Source organism: Arthrobacter sp. 05T47 (assembly GCF_056395825.1).
This window is the reverse complement of the sequence record NZ_JBFTKG010000007.1, coordinates 105,079-120,384: the sequence shown is the minus strand read 5'-3', so window position 1 is coordinate 120,384 and position 15,306 is coordinate 105,079. Positions and strand designations below refer to the sequence as shown.

Sequence of the window (15,306 nt, the reverse complement as noted above, 5' to 3'; positions counted from 1 at the left end):
CATCCAATGATCGGTCGACTGCGCCTTGTTAGGCTTCGAATCCTTGATCAGGTATCCCGGGGCACGGCGATGTGCCGCGGGAATGCACGAAGGGACTCCCCATGACTTCGACGCCCGGCCCGCAACCCGGTTCCGCCGACCGGGACGCCGCCCAAGAACCCCGGGACATGCCCGCCGGACCGTTGTCCGGACTGTTCGTGGCCGATTTCTCCCGCGTCCTGGCCGGCCCGCTGGCCACCATGACCCTGGCCGATCTGGGCGCCCGCGTGGTCAAGGTGGAACGCCCCGGCACCGGCGATGACACCCGCACCTGGGGACCGCCGTTCTCGGCTACCGGGGCCACCTACTTTGAGAGCGCGAACCGGAACAAGGAATCGGTCTGCCTGGACCTCACCGACCCCGGCGATTTGCAGCTGGCCAGGGAGCTGGCCCTGCGTGCCGATGTCCTGGTGGAAAACTTCAAGCCCGGCGGCATGGCGAAACTGGGCCTGGGCTACGCGGAACTCTCCGCCGCCAACCCCGGCCTGATCTATGCCTCGATCACCGGGTTTGGCAGTGCCGGCGGAGCCAACCTGATGGGTTATGACTTCATCGTCCAGGCCCTGGGCGGGCTGATGAGCATTACTGGCGAGGAAGACGGCAGTCCCACCAAGGCAGGCGTCGCCCTGGTCGACGTCCTGACAGCCAAGGACACCGCCATTGGCGTCCTTGCCGCCCTGGCGGCCCGGAACGTCTCGGGCCGCGGGGCCCATCTGGAGCTCAACTTGCTCTCCAGCCTGCAGGGTGCGCTGGCCAACCAGGGCCAGGCCTTCCTGGGCGCGGGTAAGGTGCCGCACCGCATGGGCAGTGCCCATCCCTCGATCGTGCCGTACCAGTTGCTCGAGTGTGCGGATGCGCCGCTGGCAGTGGCCTGCGGCAACGACGGACAGTTCGCCAAGCTGACCCAGGTTCTGGGCATTGCCGGGCTGGCCCGTGACCCGCGCTTTGCCACCAACAACGCGCGAGTGGAACACCGCACGGAGTTGGTGCCGCTGCTGGAGGATGCGCTGTCCACGTCCTCTGCCCTCATCTGGCAGGACAAGCTCATCGACGCCGGCGTCCCGGCCGGCCATGTGGCCGGCATCGATGAGGGTCTTGACTATGCCGAGTCGCTGGGACTTGAACCGACCATCGAGGTCCGCAACGCCGCGGGCCAGCCCGTCGGGCGGCAGATCCGCCATCCAATTACCTGGACACCGGCGTTCCCGGCACCCGTGGCGGCCCCGCCGTCGCTGGGCGAACATGGCGACGGCATCCGCGCGTGGCTGGCCGCCGCCGGGAGTGCGGACTCCGCGCGTGGCTGGGCGGCGGCGGGAGTGCCGGCGTTGACCGGTGCGGCGCTACACCCAGCGCAGGGCCAGCCATAGGTTAGCGGCCACATCGGGATCATCCGGATCCGCCTGCAGCAGTTCGGCGGCGATTCCCATCCGGTGGCGCAGCGAGTTTCGGTGGATCCCCAATTCACGGGCAGCGCCCTCCCACTGGCCTCGGTGCCTCAAGTAGGCGCGCACGGTGCCGATCAGGTCCGCGCGCTGGTAGCTGCGCAGTGCCGCCACCCAACCTTGGGCACGCGGGTCCAGTGCCCCGGCGGGGACCTCGAGAACCTGCCCGGTCTCCAGTGCACGCACCATGGCAGCCAGTTGACCCGCCTCATCGTGGACACGTTCCAGCGGCATCGGCCGGCTCAGCGCCGCAGTGACCGTGCTGGTGCCGGCGGCGACGTCGTTCGGGTGCGCCGGGGCGGCGCCTGCGGCGGTGCCGGAAGTGCGGGCGTCGTGCTCCGCGTCCAGCAGGTAATAGCTCAGGCCGCCAGCCTCATGGCGCAGGCGGCAGGATCGCAGGGCACCGGCGGCCTGCGGCCAACCGGCCCAGCCCGTTCCGGCGCGCAGCCGAGACTCCAGCTCCCCGAAGGCCGCCGCCGAATCTGCCCCGGCATCTGTTTCGCCGCGCACCACAAGGACCCGCACCGGCCCGGTGGGCGCGATGATGCCCAGGTCCGGGGCCAGGGCCCGGCCGGCGTCAACATGTCCGGTCAGGAAGAGCTTGGTCACGGCCGAGCCTAGCGCGGCGGCGGTGGCGGCGCTCTCCTGCTGCTGGGCGGCCTTGAGCGAGAGCAGGACGCACACGGTCATGATGATCTGCCGGTCGGCCCGAGTCAGTTTTCGCCCGGCACCGATGGCCAGGAAGCCGGCCGTCCGCCGCCCCACCAGGACCGGATACTCCACGACGTCGGTGCCGTGAATCTGGAAGGTGGAGGCCGAATGCGTCACCGCCATGTCCAGCCGCGACGCCTCAAGGCGCAGCTGCCCCACAATCGTGTGGTTGTCCTCCGGCCAGAGCGTTTCCGCCCCGTTGTCTGCCGGGAGGTAGGCGACCCAGCCGCCCAGTGCCTGGGCCAGCGCCTTGACCACGGATGGGAGCGCATCCGGCTGCGTCGCCGCACGGGCCAGCGCTGTCTGCGTGCCGAGACTGGCGCTCAGGTCAGCCTGGCCCTCCCTGCCCACGAGGTCCCAGTAGGCGCGGGACACGTTCATGAACGGCGTGCCGTCGGGCACCACCAGCAGCTCCAGCCCCTCCGAGGCACAGGCGGCAATCAGCGCGGGCGGCACCTCATCCACACCGGCGCCCAGGCCAAGTCCCAAGGCTGCGATGTTGCGCTCCACCAGACGCCGGACATAGGCCGCCACCTTGGCGTCTCCGCGCGAAACGGGGATGCCCGTGGTGAGAAGGAGCTCACCGCCCTCCAAATAGGGAGTGGGATCGTCGAGCTCGGAGATGTGCACGCCCGAGATCTGCCGGCGGGCCACGGGACCCCCGGCCACCGTGCTGAGATCGCTGCCGAGTTGGCTGTGCAGCTGGGCCAGACTGATCACGCGGCCGCCCTTTCCGGGTAGACATGAATCCTTTGGATATTCTAACCAAATAAGGCTCGAACGAGGACAAACCATCCAATGTCAGCCGGGAGCTGGCCCATTACCTTATCTACATGACGCGATCCACAGACAGCCTCCCCCAGTCCCGCCACGTTGCCACTGCCATTCCCGGCCCCGCTTCCATAGCGCTGCAGCGAGAGCGCGAAGCGCATGTCAGCTCAGGCTTCGGCGTGACCCTGCCCGTCTTCATCAACCGGGCCTCCGGCGGAATCCTGGAAGACGTGGACGGCAACCGCATCATCGACTTCGCGTCCGGCATCGCCGTGACCAGCGTGGGCGCCGTGAACGCCCACGTCCAGGCGCAGGTGGCCGCTCAGATGGCCAGGTTCACCCACACCTGCTTCATGGTGACCGAATACGATTCCTTCACGCAGGTGGCCGCATGGCTGAACGCCCACGTCCCGGGAGACTTCCTGAAGCGCACGGCGCTCTTCTCCACCGGTGCCGAGGCCGTGGAAAACGCCGTCAAGATTGCCCGCGCCGCCACAGGCCGGGAGCGGGTTTTGGTCTTCGACGACGCCTACCACGGCCGCTCGCTCCTCACGATGGCCATGACCGCCAAGGTGAATCCGTACAAGAAGAATTTCGGCCCGTTCCCGGGCGAGGTCTTCCGTGCTCCCACGGCCACCCGGCTGTGGGCCCAAACCGGCGGGGACGGTGCGGCCGCCACCGCGCTGGCTGGCGTTGAGTCGCTGCTGCTCGAGAACGATCCCCGGACGTTCGCGGCCATGGTCATTGAGCCCATCCAGGGTGAGGGCGGGTTCCTGGTTCCAGCGCCCGGCTTCCTGGCCGGGCTGCGGGAGCTGGCCACCAAATACGGCATTGTGCTGGTGATGGACGAGATCCAGACCGGCATGGGCCGCACCGGCAAGCTGTTTGCGAGCGAGCACGACGGCGTCGCCGGCGACCTCACCCTGACCGCCAAGGCCCTGGCTGGCGGCCTGCCCCTGAGCGCCGTCACCGGGCGGACCGAGCTCATGAACGCTCCGCACGCCGGAGGCCTGGGCGGGACCTACGCCGGAAACCCGGTGGCCTGCGCCGCTGCGCTGGGAGTCTTCGAGGCCTTCGAGGACGGCACGCTCCTGGCCAACGCCCGGGCCATCGAGGCAACCGCCCGCGAGGTGCTGCAGCCCCTCGTGGACAGCACGGCCATCATTGCTGAATTCCGCGGCCGCGGCGCCATGCTGGCCGTCGAATTCGCGGACAAGGACACCCTGGAGCCGCGCGCCGATCTTGCCGCCCAGGTGGCGGCCGCCTGCCACCGGCAGGGAGTCCTGGTCCTTGTCTGCGGCACATACGGCAACGTGATCCGGCTGCTGCCGCCCCTGGTCATTGGCCCGGAGCTGATCCGCGACGGCCTGGACGTGCTGCGCAGTGCCATCCTGACTGCAAATGACGCCCAGACAAACACCGCCAGCGCCGCGGCACTGTCCGCCGCCTAAGTCCCACCCTGATAACTCTTGGAGACCACCATGAACGAATCCTCTGACCTGCTGAACCCGTCTGACCTGCTGAACATCGATTCCCTCTTCAGCCCCGAAGAACTGGCCATGCGGGACAAGGTGCGGTCCTTCGTGGACAGCACCATCCGGCCCAATATCGCCGCCTGGTACGAGCAGGCCATCTTCCCGGTGAAAATCATCAAGGAGATGGCCGGGCTGGGCCTGCTTGGCATGCACTTGAAGGGTTACGGCTGTCCCGGCCGTTCCGCCGTCGAATACGGCATCGCCGCCATGGAACTGGAGGCAGGCGACTCGGGCCTGCGCACCTTCGTCAGCGTGCAGGGCTCGCTCGCGATGAGCGCCATCTACAAGCACGGCTCCGAAGAGCAAAAGAACCAGTGGCTGCCGCAGATGGCCGCCGGCGACGTCGTTGGCTGCTTCGGCCTGACCGAGCCCACCGCCGGCTCCGACCCGGGCAGCATGAAAACCTTCGCCCGCCGCGACGGAGACGGCTGGGTCATCAACGGCTCCAAGCGCTGGATCGGTCTGGCCTCGATCGCCCAGATCGCGATTATCTGGGCCATGACCGACGACGGCGTACGGGGCTTCATCGTGCCCACCGACACCGCCGGGTTCAAAGCCACCCCGATTGAGCCCAAACTCTCCATGCGGGCCTCCATCCAGTGCGACATTGAACTGAGCGAGGTCCGCCTTCCATCCACCGCGCTGCTGCCCAATGCCAAGGGACTCCGCGGCCCGTTCGAGTGCCTCAATGAAGCCCGGTACGGCATTATCTGGGGGGCCATGGGGGCCGCGCGTGACAGCTACGAGACGGCGGTCAGCTACTCGCAGGAGCGCCTGCAGTTCGACAAGCCGCTGGCGGGATACCAGCTGACCCAGGAGAAGCTGGTCAACATGGCCCTGGAGATCAACAAGGGCATGCTCCTGGCTCTGCAGATCGGCCGGCTCAAGGAAGCGGGCCAGCTCAAGCCACACCACATTTCCGTGGGGAAGCTCAACAACTGCCGCGAGGCCATCCAGATCTGCCGCGACGCCCGCGCCATGCTGGGCGGCAACGGCATCACCCTCGACTACTCGCCGCTGCGGCACGCGAACAACCTGGAATCGGTGCGCACCTATGAGGGCACCGACGAGGTCCACACACTGATCCTCGGCAACCACATCACGGGCATCCCGGCCTTCCGCTGAGGCGCGGCGAGCAAAGGAATACAGCAATGACCACAGCAGTCGAACTGCAGCATTACATCTCGGGCACCTGGTTTCAGGGCGACGGCGGCATCATCACCTCCGTCAACCCCGCCCGCCCGGCCGAAACGGTGGCGCAGGGCCTGCAGGCCGGACCGGCCGACGTCGACCGCGCCATGGCAAGCGCCGTAGCGGCGAAGCATGGCTGGGCCCGCACCCCTGCCCACGAACGCGGCGCGGTGCTGCTGCGCACGGCGGCGATCCTCGAAGCTAACTCGCAGGCCTGGGGCCTGGAACTGGCCCGCGAGGAGGGAAAGACCCTGGCCGAGGGCCAGGGCGAGGTCCTGCGCGCCGCGCAGATCTTCCGCTACTACGGCAACGACGGCGACCGCGAGGCCGGCGCGGTCTACTCCTCCCCGCGGCGGGGCGAAAAGATATTCGTCACGCGCAAGCCCCTGGGAGTAGTGGGCGTCGTGACGCCCTTCAACTTCCCCATCGCCATCCCGGCCTGGAAGATCGCCCCCGCACTGACGTACGGCAACACGGTGGTCTGGAAGCCGGCCAGCACGGTACCCCTGCTGGCCATGCGGCTGACCCAGGCGCTGGAACAGGCAGGGCTGCCCGCCGGCGTCCTGAACCTGGTCATTGGCCCCGGCGCCATCGGGACCGCGTTGGTGGAGCATCCCGCGCTGGACGGGCTGTCCTTCACCGGCTCCACCGGCGTGGGCCGCACCCTGGCCGCCGCGGCGGCAGCCCGGGGTGTTCCGATCCAGGCGGAGATGGGTGGAAAGAACGCCGCCATCGTCCTGGCCGACGCCGACCTTGAACTAGCCGCCGAACAGGTCATGCTGGGCGCATTCCGCTCCGCAGGGCAGAAGTGCACGGCGACGTCGCGGCTGATCGTAGCGGACGCCGTCGCCGATGAATTCCTCGCCGGGCTGGCCGCCAGGGCCCGGGCCCTGCTGGTGGGCGACCCCGCAGATCCGTCCACCCAGATGGGACCCGTCGTCAGCGCCGACGCCCGCACGTCCATCCAGCGCGGCATCGCCACCGCGTTGGACCAGGGCGCCGGGCTGCTGACGGGAGGCCTCCCCTATGAGGACGCGGCGCGGGCCGACGGCCACTTCATTGCCCCCACGATCCTGGAGCTCACGGGGGCAAGCCACGCTGATGTCTGGCGCGATGAGCTCTTTGGCCCCGTGCTCAGCGTCCGCCGGGCAGCCTCAACCCAGGAAGCCTTTGACCTGGCGAATGACAGCGACTTCGGGCTCTCCGCAGCACTGTTCACGCAGGACGTCACCCTGGCACTGGAGGGAATGGAAGAGCTGGACGTTGGCATCCTGCACGTGAACTCCGAATCCGCCGGCGCCGACCCGCATGTGCCCTTCGGCGGGGCCAAGAAGAGCGGCTACGGACCCAAGGAACAGGGCCAGAGCGCCAAGGAGTTCTACACGCACACCACCACCGTCTACCTCCGCGGCGGCCAGGTCGCCAGCCACCGCGGAGCCAGCGCCTAGGACCCGGAGAAACCGTGCAACCCACTACCTCCATCACGCGTGTCCTCGTTGTCGGCGCCGGCGCCATGGGGTCCCAGATTGCCCTGACAGCCGCCCTGGCCGGATACACCACCACCGTGCAGGACGTGTCACCGGGCCAACTGGACGCCGCCGCGGCCCAACTGCGCGAACGCACCCACAAAATGGTGAAATCCGGAAAACTGGCCGCGGAACGGGCCGAGCGCGCCCATGACCGGCTGGAATTCAGCACTGACCTGGACGCGGTGGCGCCCTCTGCAGACTTTGTCATTGAGGCCGCTACCGAACGGCTGGAAACCAAGAAGGCCATCTTTGCCCGGCTGGGCCAGCTCGCCCCGCCGCATGCCATCCTGGCCACCAATTCCTCCACGATCGGCTCCTCCGCCGTGGCCGGGGCCAGCGGCCGGCCCGGGCAGGTGTGCAACATGCACTTCTTCAACCCCGTGCTGGTCATGGAATGCGTGGAAGTGGTCAGGCACGCCGGAACGTCCCAGCAAACCGTGGACACTACCGTGGAACTGGCCCGGCGCCTTGGCAAGACACCGGTGCTGATCAACCGGGAGGTTCCGGGCTTCGTTGCCAACCGGCTGATGGGCGCCGTGCAAAAGGAGGCACTCGCGCTGCTGGCCGGCGGCGTGGCCAGCATGGAAGACATCGACGCCACGGCAAAGACCGCACTGCGGCACCCGATGGGACCATTCGAGCTGATGGACCTGGTGGGACTGGATGTTGTGGACTACATCGCCCAGGCCACCTATGCGGCGACTGGCGATCCGGCCGACGCCCCGGACGAGTCCGTTGCAACCCTCGTCAGGGCCGGAAAGCTGGGCCGCAAGTCGGGCGCCGGGTGGTACAACTACTCCTGTTGAACCGGCTCCGCCGTCCTCAGCGCCGACCCAAGCAACGCGGGGTCAGCGCAGGACGATGTCCACGGGGTTCGCCTCGGACCGCCAGGTGCCCTCGGTCCCCGCACGCGGGGCAATCACCGGTGCGGTCAGGACGCCGGAGCGGTTGGTCCGCTTGTCCCGGAGGATCTCGGTCACGGACCCCAGGTGCCGGGAAAGGTCGATCACGTTCTCCGGCGCGGCCAGCAGGAGCTGGAAGCCGAACTCGTGCAGCGCCTTGATGCCGGCGCCGGCGAATTCCTCCGAGGCGAGCACGAAGGCCTCGTCCATCATGACGGTGCCGTAGGTGGTGAAGCCCTGTTCGGCGATGCCCAGCTGGTAGCTCAGCGCCGCCGCCATGATGAACGCGGTGAAACGCTGCCGCTCACCGCCGGACATGGAGCCGGTGTCCGCGTGCATGAAGACCTCGGTCTTCCTGGCGCCCTTCGCGGCCCCTTTGGCGCCGGTACCCTTGGCGCCAATACCCTGCACTTCGCGGTGCTCCTTGCACTGGATGAACAGGTGGCCGCGGACATCCAGCACCTCGGCACGCCAGCGCCGGTCCTCGGGGGTCTGTGAGCCGAGCCGCTTCACGAGCGTTTCGAGCGACTTGTAGCGGGTGGTGAGCTCGGCGTCGTCGTCCGACTGGGCACCCGGCGCCGCCGCGGCGGACGCTGCTGTGACCGTCTTCCCGGGCCGGGTGTGCCGGACCTTGAGCGCGTTCTGGATGGCGTCCTTGAACTGCTTGGCCGTCGCGGGCAGCGTCTGTTTGATGTCCAGTTCCAGGAAGCTGCCCTCGTGGAAATTGACCTCGGACAGGATGCCGTTCAGCGGCAGGATGCGGCTCGTGATGGCGCGGCGTTCCTCGTCCAGCAGGTGCAGCAGGGTGGAAAAGGACTCGTGGGTCCGCTGGTTGAAGAACTGCCGGAACTCGGCCTCCTGCGCCGGCAGCCCATCGCTGACAATCGCGTGGTAGCGGGATTCGAACTCCCCTGCGGCGCCGATCGAGGTGCCGTGGTCCGCGGAAATCGCCGTGCCCCACTCGCGGACGAAGCCCTCGAAAATACGGGTGAGGCGCTCCGAAGTGGCCTGCCCGCGGGACTCGGCACCGTGCAGTTCGGCGAGGAGCCGGGTGCGGACCTGGTTGGCGAGGTTGTCGAGCTCGTGCATCTCCAGGATGTCGCCGAAGCCGGTGAAGTACGGTTCCAGCGCGGCGATGCTGGCGTCCGACGGCGGCGCCTGCGCGAACCTGTTGCGGGCGGCATCGAGCAGCTGATCGGCGGCGGTCATGCGCGCGTCGAGGGCCTTGTACTCGCTCTGCAGCACGGCCGCCGTTTCGGTGCTGGACTGGTGCTTATGCCGCGCGCCCTCGATGCTGGCGCGCAGCGGTTCGAGGTCGGCCTGCGCGGCGAGGGCGTCCTTGAGCCGCTGCTCGATCCTGGCGAGTTCCTCTGCGGCCACGGCGGCCGAGACCTGCTCCCAGGGCCGGTGGTCGTCGGCCACACGGCGCAGGGCCTCGAGCTGCCGGGTCATGCCCTGGTGCGACTCTTCGCGGCTTCGCGCCAGTTCGGCGGCTTTGGCCAGTTCCTGTTGCAGGTCCTCGACCTGGGCCGCCACGAGCTCCAGCTTGGCGGCGTTGTCGAAGCCGAGGACGTAGTCCTGCCGGGAGGTGAAACGGTCGTCCTTTTCCACCGTGTGGGGGTTTCGCTTGACCACGCCGCCCAGGCTCAGGCCCTTATCCAGGCCGGCGAGCTCGTCCGCGTCCTCCACGCAGGGATAGGCGAAGTCGACGGCAATGCGTTCGCGGAGCCAGGCGCTGGCCTCCGCCACCGCCCGGGCGTGAGCGCCGTCGGCCAGGCCGGCGTCGGTGAGGAAACTGAGCTTGGTCAGCAGGTCGCCGTCGGCCACGTCCTCGACTGCCAGCGCGCCGCCGGGCAGGGGGCGTGAGACGTCTACTGCGCGCAGGGCCCCGCGCACGGAGTGGTCATTGAGGTACCGGGTGACCGCGGCGAAGTGCTCGCCAGGCACCAGCAGCGTGGTGGCCAGGCTCCGCAGCGCGCGCTCGGCGGCCGGCCGCCACTGCTCCTGGCCCTCGGCGAGGTCGATCAGTTCGCCGCCGAAGGGCATGTGTTCTTCCGGCACCCCGGTGGCCGCCGCGATGGCTCCGCGGTTTTCAATGCTCGACGGCGGCAGCAGCGACTTGCGCGTATTCAGCGAGACGAGCTCCTGCTGGGCTGCGGCGAGCTCGCGCTTCCTGGTCGCGTGGCCGTCGAAGGCCTCGAACCGCAGTTCCTTGAGCGCCTCGGAGTCGTTCTGGAGCTCGGCAGAGCGGGCCGCGGCGTGGGCGTGCGCCTGTTCCCAGCCTGCGGCCGACCACTGCAGGTCCAGCCCTGCGTCGGTCAGGGCCTTGCGGGTCGATTCCTCCACGTCCTGCCGGAGCTTGAGGCCCACCCGGGCGTTCTCCAGGGACTGCTCGATCGCGGAAATCGCGTTGCCGCCCTGGTTGTTGTACTCCCCCTCAAGCTGACGGAGCTCCTTGGCGAAGCCGTCGCGGACAGCGCGTTCGGCGGCGAGGTCGCTGGCCTTCGCCTGGGCGAGCTCCTTGAGCCGGGCCAGGGTCTTCTCATGGACAGAAACGGCAAGCTGCTGCTTGTAGGCCTCGAATTCCTCTCCCGAAAGGTCCCGCAGCCGGTTCGCGTCCAGCAGCGCCTGCGCGTACTCCTTGTTCAGCCCGGGAACGGGAGCCAGCTGGTCGCGCTGCTGCCGGACGTCCTCGAGGCGCTGCCGGATGGACATGAGGTTGCTGAATTCCTCGACGACGTCGTCCGCTGCGGCCAGCGTGGCCGGGGCGTCAAGGACCTGGTCGCGGAAGAACGTGTTGACGCTGCCGCCGAGTCCCTTGCCGGCCTGGATGACGCGCAGCAGCGGCAGGGCCTGGTCCGAGTTGATCCCCAGGAGGCGGCGGAAGCGTTCGGCGAACGCCTTGTGGACGTCGAAGATCTGGGCGTCCGGGAAGACCGCGTCGAGCGCGGACTTGGTGAACCGCTTGTCCGCGATGCCCTCGATCGCCGCGAGATCCAGCGGCTTGTTGTCGATCACGTAGTACCGGCCGACGCTGGATTCCGTGCCGTTCTTGGGCAGATCGAACAGCGCCGAGACCGTGACCTTAGTACCGGCGGCGTTATCGAACGTCAGGGCGACAGCGGACCAGGTGGCTCCGGGCCGCTGGAACGCACTCGCCGAGCCCTCGCCAACTGCCTTGTCGCCCACTTTGCCGCGCATGTACGTGAACGTGGTGCGCTTGTCCTCGACAGCGCCTCCGGCCCGCTGGGCAGCCGCTTCGTTGGAGCGCGGGCGGGCGTCGAAGACCCGAAGCATGGCATCGAACAGCGTGGACTTGCCGACGCCCGAATTGCCGGTCAGCAGTGTGCCGTTGCGGTCCACGTGCATCGAGTGGGCGCCATGGAACGTGCCCCAGTTGACCACATGGACGAGGGCGAGGCGCATCTGGCCCGGGTTGGTGAGCTCGCCCATCGGCAGCATGGTTGCGATGCTCACTTGGCTTCTCCGTTCGTGTCCGTGGTTGCGTCAGTTGTGGTTGCGGGGGACGCCGACGGCGATGCCGCCCCCGCCCTGGTGTGGTCGGGTGACGCCGACGGCGATGCCGCCCCCGCCCCTTCGCCGGACAGCAATCGTCCTGCGGACGATGCTGCCGGCTCCGACAGGCCCGATGCCACTCCCGGGGCGGCATCGCCGTCGTCGTCTTGGTCGTCATCGTCACCGGTGGCGACATCGGCGTCGTCGTCGCTGGTCGGCTCACTGTCTGCGTCGTCTTCGGCTTCGCCAGTGGCTACGGTGTCGGCGTCGAGCTCCAGCAGCGGTTCTGTTCCTGACTGGTCTGTGCTGGCTGCGACGAGGGCTTCGATTTGGGCCGGGATGTCGCCGATATTTTCGAACGGGAGCGCCAGCGGGAGGGCGTTGGAGATCGTGTAGACCTCGTCCAGGCCTGTGGTGAGGAGGAGCTGGCGGGCCAGGAGCTTGGTAATGGCGCGATTGACGACGTCGGCGTCGCGCAGGGCGTCCTGCTGGCCGGTGGGCTGGTAGTGGGCGACGAGTTCGGCGATTTCCTCGCGCGTGATGGTGGGGTCGGTCTGGGCGGTGACGTGGCGGTCCAGGAGGAGGCGCAGTCGGAGCAGGACAATGGTCTCGACCCTGCTCAGGGCTCGCTGCTGCCGCAGGATGCTGGACCGGGTGCTGCCGCCGATCGCCTCGGGGTCCACGGGGCGCAGGACTGCCACCTTGCGTTCGTGGTCCAGCTGCAGGGTGAGGAACAGTTCGGAGAGGCGGCTGCGCAGGATCAGCTGGTTGTCCAGGAGCGTGGTCCACAGTTTTTCGTCGCGGCCGCCGTCGATGTACGGGCCTTTAAGAAGCTTCACGAGCGCCTGCCGGACCTTCATCGGAAGCACGCCGGTATCGCCCGGGAAGAGGGCGGCGCCGTCGACGAACGTGTCCCGGGGAGTGACGGTGAAGGGGTCGCTCCGGACGTGGTCGCCCTCGTTCTCGGCCGGCGCAGCATTCTCGGCGGCAGTCTCGGTCACGGTCTCGGTCTCGGTCTCTGTCGCGGTCTCTTCAGTCATGGTCAATCCTTCGCGAGCGTGACGACGGGCAGGTAAGCGGTGCGGGTGGTGCCGTCGATTTGTTCGAATTCGATGGGGCCCCAGGTTCCGCGGTCGAAGCCGGCGCCCTCGTGGAGGGTCTGCGAAAGCAGGGCCCGGATGGAGTTGATGTGGCGTTCCCCGGCGGGAAGCTGCTCCCACGCCTCGGTGAGGGTGGAGGCCCCGGCCAGCGCAGCGCGGATGGCTTCCGGCTTGGCCTTGGCGGTCCGGGGTGAACGCGCGCGGTCCGAGTCGGAGAACGCGATGGGGTCCGCGAGCTTGGGCGGCGCCGCGAACTCGTCGGGGTCGAAGAGCTTGACCATGGCAAGGGATTCGAAGCCGGCGCTGAACAGCACCGGGCCGCGGACCAGTCCGGGCCGTTCGCGCTCGTAGGGCAGGGAGCGGATCGCCTGCTCGGCCTCCCGCAAAACCTTCCGGAGCCGGACCGACTGACGGAAGTCATCGCTTTGGACGTACGTGTTGAGGCTTTCGCTGAGCTTGCCGTAGATCCTCTGGATCTGGCTGTGCTGGCTGCGGAGTTCGGCCACCAGGTTCTTGAGAGTCTCGCGCTCGTCATGGCTGAGCTCGTCCGCGAACTGCCGGCTCAGCACCTCGCCGATCGCCGAGCGGAACCTCAGCTGCTGCTGCGGATCCTCCAGGAACGCGGTGAACGACCGGAACGTGCGGCCTTCGGGGCTCTGCCGGAGCCGCTTGTCGGCCTCCAGCACCTGGGCCATGGTGGCGCCCTTGCTGAGGGATTCCTCGATGATCTGGTTGCGCAGCTCCCCCACGAGCTCTTCGATCCGGTCACGCATTTTCTTGTAGTCCGCGGGCAGACTCGCGGCGAGGTCGAGGATGTTGCCGGCGGCCTCCACGGCCTCGTCGTCGTCGAGCAGTCCGTCGAAGTCCCCGGAGCTGATGTCCTCCATCAGTTGGCGGCGCTCGTCGATCTCCTCCTCGAGGGATTCAATCCGGGCGCTCTGGTCCGGGTTGGTCTCGTTGGCGAGTTTCTCCACATCGCCGAGCAGTGTGCCAAGCCGGGAGCCGTTCAGCGTGGAGCGTTCGCTCGAGAGGCTGTCCAGGAAAGCCAGGACACGGGCAGCGGGTTCGGTGACTTCGTAGACGATCTGGCCGGACTGGTTCCGGCGGGTCAGGAAGTTCTTGCGGGTCCATTCGTCCGCATATTTTTTTCCTGATAGCGCGCCGCTAGCCGAGCCGCTCTGCTGCTCCCCCGCGCCGGGGTCCTGCCGGCGGAGCTGTTCGAGGAAGGCGTCGACGTCGGCGTGGAACTCTTCCAGCGGAAGCTGGGCACGGGTTCGGGTGAAGGAGGCCTGGAGCACGGCGATCACCCAGGGCGCCGAGCGCGTCAGCGCCCAGGCCGGACCTTTGGTGAGGAGTTCGAGGTCCCGGAGCCGGGCGCTGATGGCGTCGGCTGATGACACGGCGGAGCGGGACACGCACTCTCCTTCGGCTGCCAGCGGATGGGTTGGGATGGTGTTGCGGGGCAGCGGATTCGCAAAACTGCCAGCTACAAGGTTAACGCAGGGCTCACGCCGCATTCATCGTTGTCTGCTTCCTTCCGTGGGAGCACACTGGAATGACCAGCTGAAAGGAGACGATCATGCGGAAGAGAACGATGTGGATCGCGGGGGCGGCCTCTGCAGCGGTGATCCTGGGCGGGGCGTCGATTGCGGTCGGGGCCACCCAGCAGGCCCGGGATTTTCGGCTCGGAACCCTGGGCGGCCTGGCAGCCAGCATCGGGAGCCTCGATGACGATTCCGACGGACCGGCGCTCACCGACGCCGACCGCGCCATGGCATCAAGCGCCGCGCTGGCGAAAGTAGGCCAGGGCACCGTCACCGAAGTGGAGCGCGACGGCTCCGGCGCAGCCTACGAGGTTGAAGTGCGGCTCAGCGACGGCACGCACGTTGACGTCGCCCTCGGAGCGGACTTCCAGGTCATGAGCCAGAGCGCCCCCGAACACGACGACGACTGACGGGTTTTGCGGCACTAACTTCAAGGCACATAAGCGGCACACATAAGCGGTGCGACACCCGGGATTGGTGAGGGTGCCGCAACCGCGCCGTGACCTACGCCCCGGTAGCATTTCGATCCCATATCAAGAGGCCACGAACGCTCAAAGGCCCCTAGTTGAGCACCTCTCCGGCACCCTACGCTCGGGCTACTGGTTCAACCGAAGCAATGGTGCAGGGGGAAGAATGCAGTTCGACCTAAGCGCAGTGGAAACGGGCACGATGGTGGTCATGGGAACCCTCGTGTTTGCCCTGATGATCGGTGCCTTCATGATGGTGTCCGCCTTCGCCGCCATGGTTCTGGTTGGGGTGGGACGGCTCGCCTGGTACCTCGTGGCCGGCGCCCTGGTTGGCCTGGTCCACGGCATCAACCACGCATGGGACCGGCTGGTGCACCACGCCTCAACAGTGGAGCTTCCCGGCGACTTCCAGGTCGACTTTGGCACGGACATTCGGGCCGAGTATCAAGGGCAGGCTGCCCCTAGCACAGGCACTTACCCGCGAGTAGTATTGCGGGACAGCTGAAGGGTCCTCCACCCGCGGCGGATCCAGGGCTCAAGCCGGCCACCCGGTTAGAGG

At 67.9% G+C, this 15,306-nt stretch carries 10 protein-coding genes and 1 pseudogene; 7 read left to right on the top strand and 4 right to left on the bottom strand.

Features of this window, described 5'->3' with window-relative positions; genetic code table 11:
- Positions 1 to 167 precede the first annotated feature (167 nt).
- Positions 168 to 1,406, top strand: a complete 1,239-nt coding sequence (locus AC1DEY_RS08065) for a CaiB/BaiF CoA transferase family protein (RefSeq protein ID WP_476867513.1) — start codon at positions 168 to 170, stop codon at positions 1,404 to 1,406.
- On the opposite strand, the gene AC1DEY_RS08060 is transcribed toward AC1DEY_RS08065, so the two are convergent.
- Positions 1,380 to 2,912, bottom strand: a complete 1,533-nt coding sequence (locus tag AC1DEY_RS08060; RefSeq protein WP_476867501.1) for a PucR family transcriptional regulator — start codon at positions 2,910 to 2,912, stop codon at positions 1,380 to 1,382. The genes AC1DEY_RS08065 and AC1DEY_RS08060 overlap by 27 nt on opposite strands.
- A gap of 113 nt (positions 2,913 to 3,025) precedes the next feature.
- On the opposite strand from AC1DEY_RS08060, the gene AC1DEY_RS08055 reads away from it, so the two are divergent.
- Genes AC1DEY_RS08055 through AC1DEY_RS08040 form a run of 4 tightly spaced genes read left to right on the top strand, consistent with a single transcriptional unit; the run spans position 3,026 to position 8,024 of the window.
- Positions 3,026 to 4,414 (top strand): aminotransferase class III-fold pyridoxal phosphate-dependent enzyme, encoded by a 1,389-nt coding sequence (locus AC1DEY_RS08055; protein WP_476867500.1) that lies wholly within the window; start codon positions 3,026 to 3,028, stop codon positions 4,412 to 4,414.
- A 30-nt stretch (positions 4,415 to 4,444) separates the two neighbouring features.
- The gene (locus tag AC1DEY_RS08050) at positions 4,445 to 5,623 is read left to right on the top strand and encodes an acyl-CoA dehydrogenase family protein (RefSeq protein ID WP_476867499.1); all 1,179 of its coding nucleotides are present in this window, start codon (positions 4,445 to 4,447) and stop codon (positions 5,621 to 5,623) included.
- Between the two features lie 26 nt (positions 5,624 to 5,649).
- Positions 5,650 to 7,137 (top strand): aldehyde dehydrogenase family protein, encoded by a 1,488-nt coding sequence (locus AC1DEY_RS08045; RefSeq protein WP_476867498.1) that lies wholly within the window; start codon positions 5,650 to 5,652, stop codon positions 7,135 to 7,137.
- Positions 7,138 to 7,151: 14 nt separating this feature from the next.
- Positions 7,152 to 8,024 (top strand): 3-hydroxyacyl-CoA dehydrogenase family protein, encoded by an 873-nt coding sequence (locus tag AC1DEY_RS08040; RefSeq protein ID WP_476867497.1) that lies wholly within the window; start codon positions 7,152 to 7,154, stop codon positions 8,022 to 8,024.
- A gap of 42 nt (positions 8,025 to 8,066) precedes the next feature.
- Here the strand turns inward: AC1DEY_RS08040 and AC1DEY_RS08035 are convergent, their stop codons facing one another.
- The 3 genes and pseudogenes from AC1DEY_RS08035 to AC1DEY_RS08025 all read right to left on the bottom strand — a co-directional run bounded on the left by AC1DEY_RS08035 (position 8,067) and on the right by AC1DEY_RS08025 (position 14,151).
- On the bottom strand, positions 8,067 to 11,597 hold the full coding sequence (locus tag AC1DEY_RS08035; RefSeq protein WP_476867496.1) for an ATP-binding protein: 3,531 nt from the start codon (positions 11,595 to 11,597) through the stop codon (positions 8,067 to 8,069).
- A gap of 236 nt (positions 11,598 to 11,833) precedes the next feature.
- A pseudogene (locus tag AC1DEY_RS08030) lies at positions 11,834 to 12,676 on the bottom strand (DUF4194 domain-containing protein); the annotation flags it as partial.
- Between the two features lie 2 nt (positions 12,677 to 12,678).
- Positions 12,679 to 14,151, bottom strand: a complete 1,473-nt coding sequence (locus AC1DEY_RS08025; RefSeq protein ID WP_476867495.1) for a DUF3375 family protein — start codon at positions 14,149 to 14,151, stop codon at positions 12,679 to 12,681.
- Positions 14,152 to 14,315: 164 nt separating this feature from the next.
- Between AC1DEY_RS08025 and AC1DEY_RS08020 the strand changes: the two genes are divergently transcribed.
- A complete protein-coding gene (locus AC1DEY_RS08020; RefSeq protein WP_441411103.1) occupies positions 14,316 to 14,690 on the top strand; it encodes a PepSY domain-containing protein in 375 nt (124 codons plus the stop codon).
- Positions 14,691 to 14,913: 223 nt separating this feature from the next.
- Positions 14,914 to 15,252 carry a hypothetical protein gene (locus tag AC1DEY_RS08015; RefSeq protein ID WP_476867494.1) on the top strand — a complete coding sequence of 113 codons (339 nt, stop codon included), beginning with the start codon at positions 14,914 to 14,916 and terminating at the stop codon, positions 15,250 to 15,252.
- Positions 15,253 to 15,306: the final 54 nt, after the last annotated feature.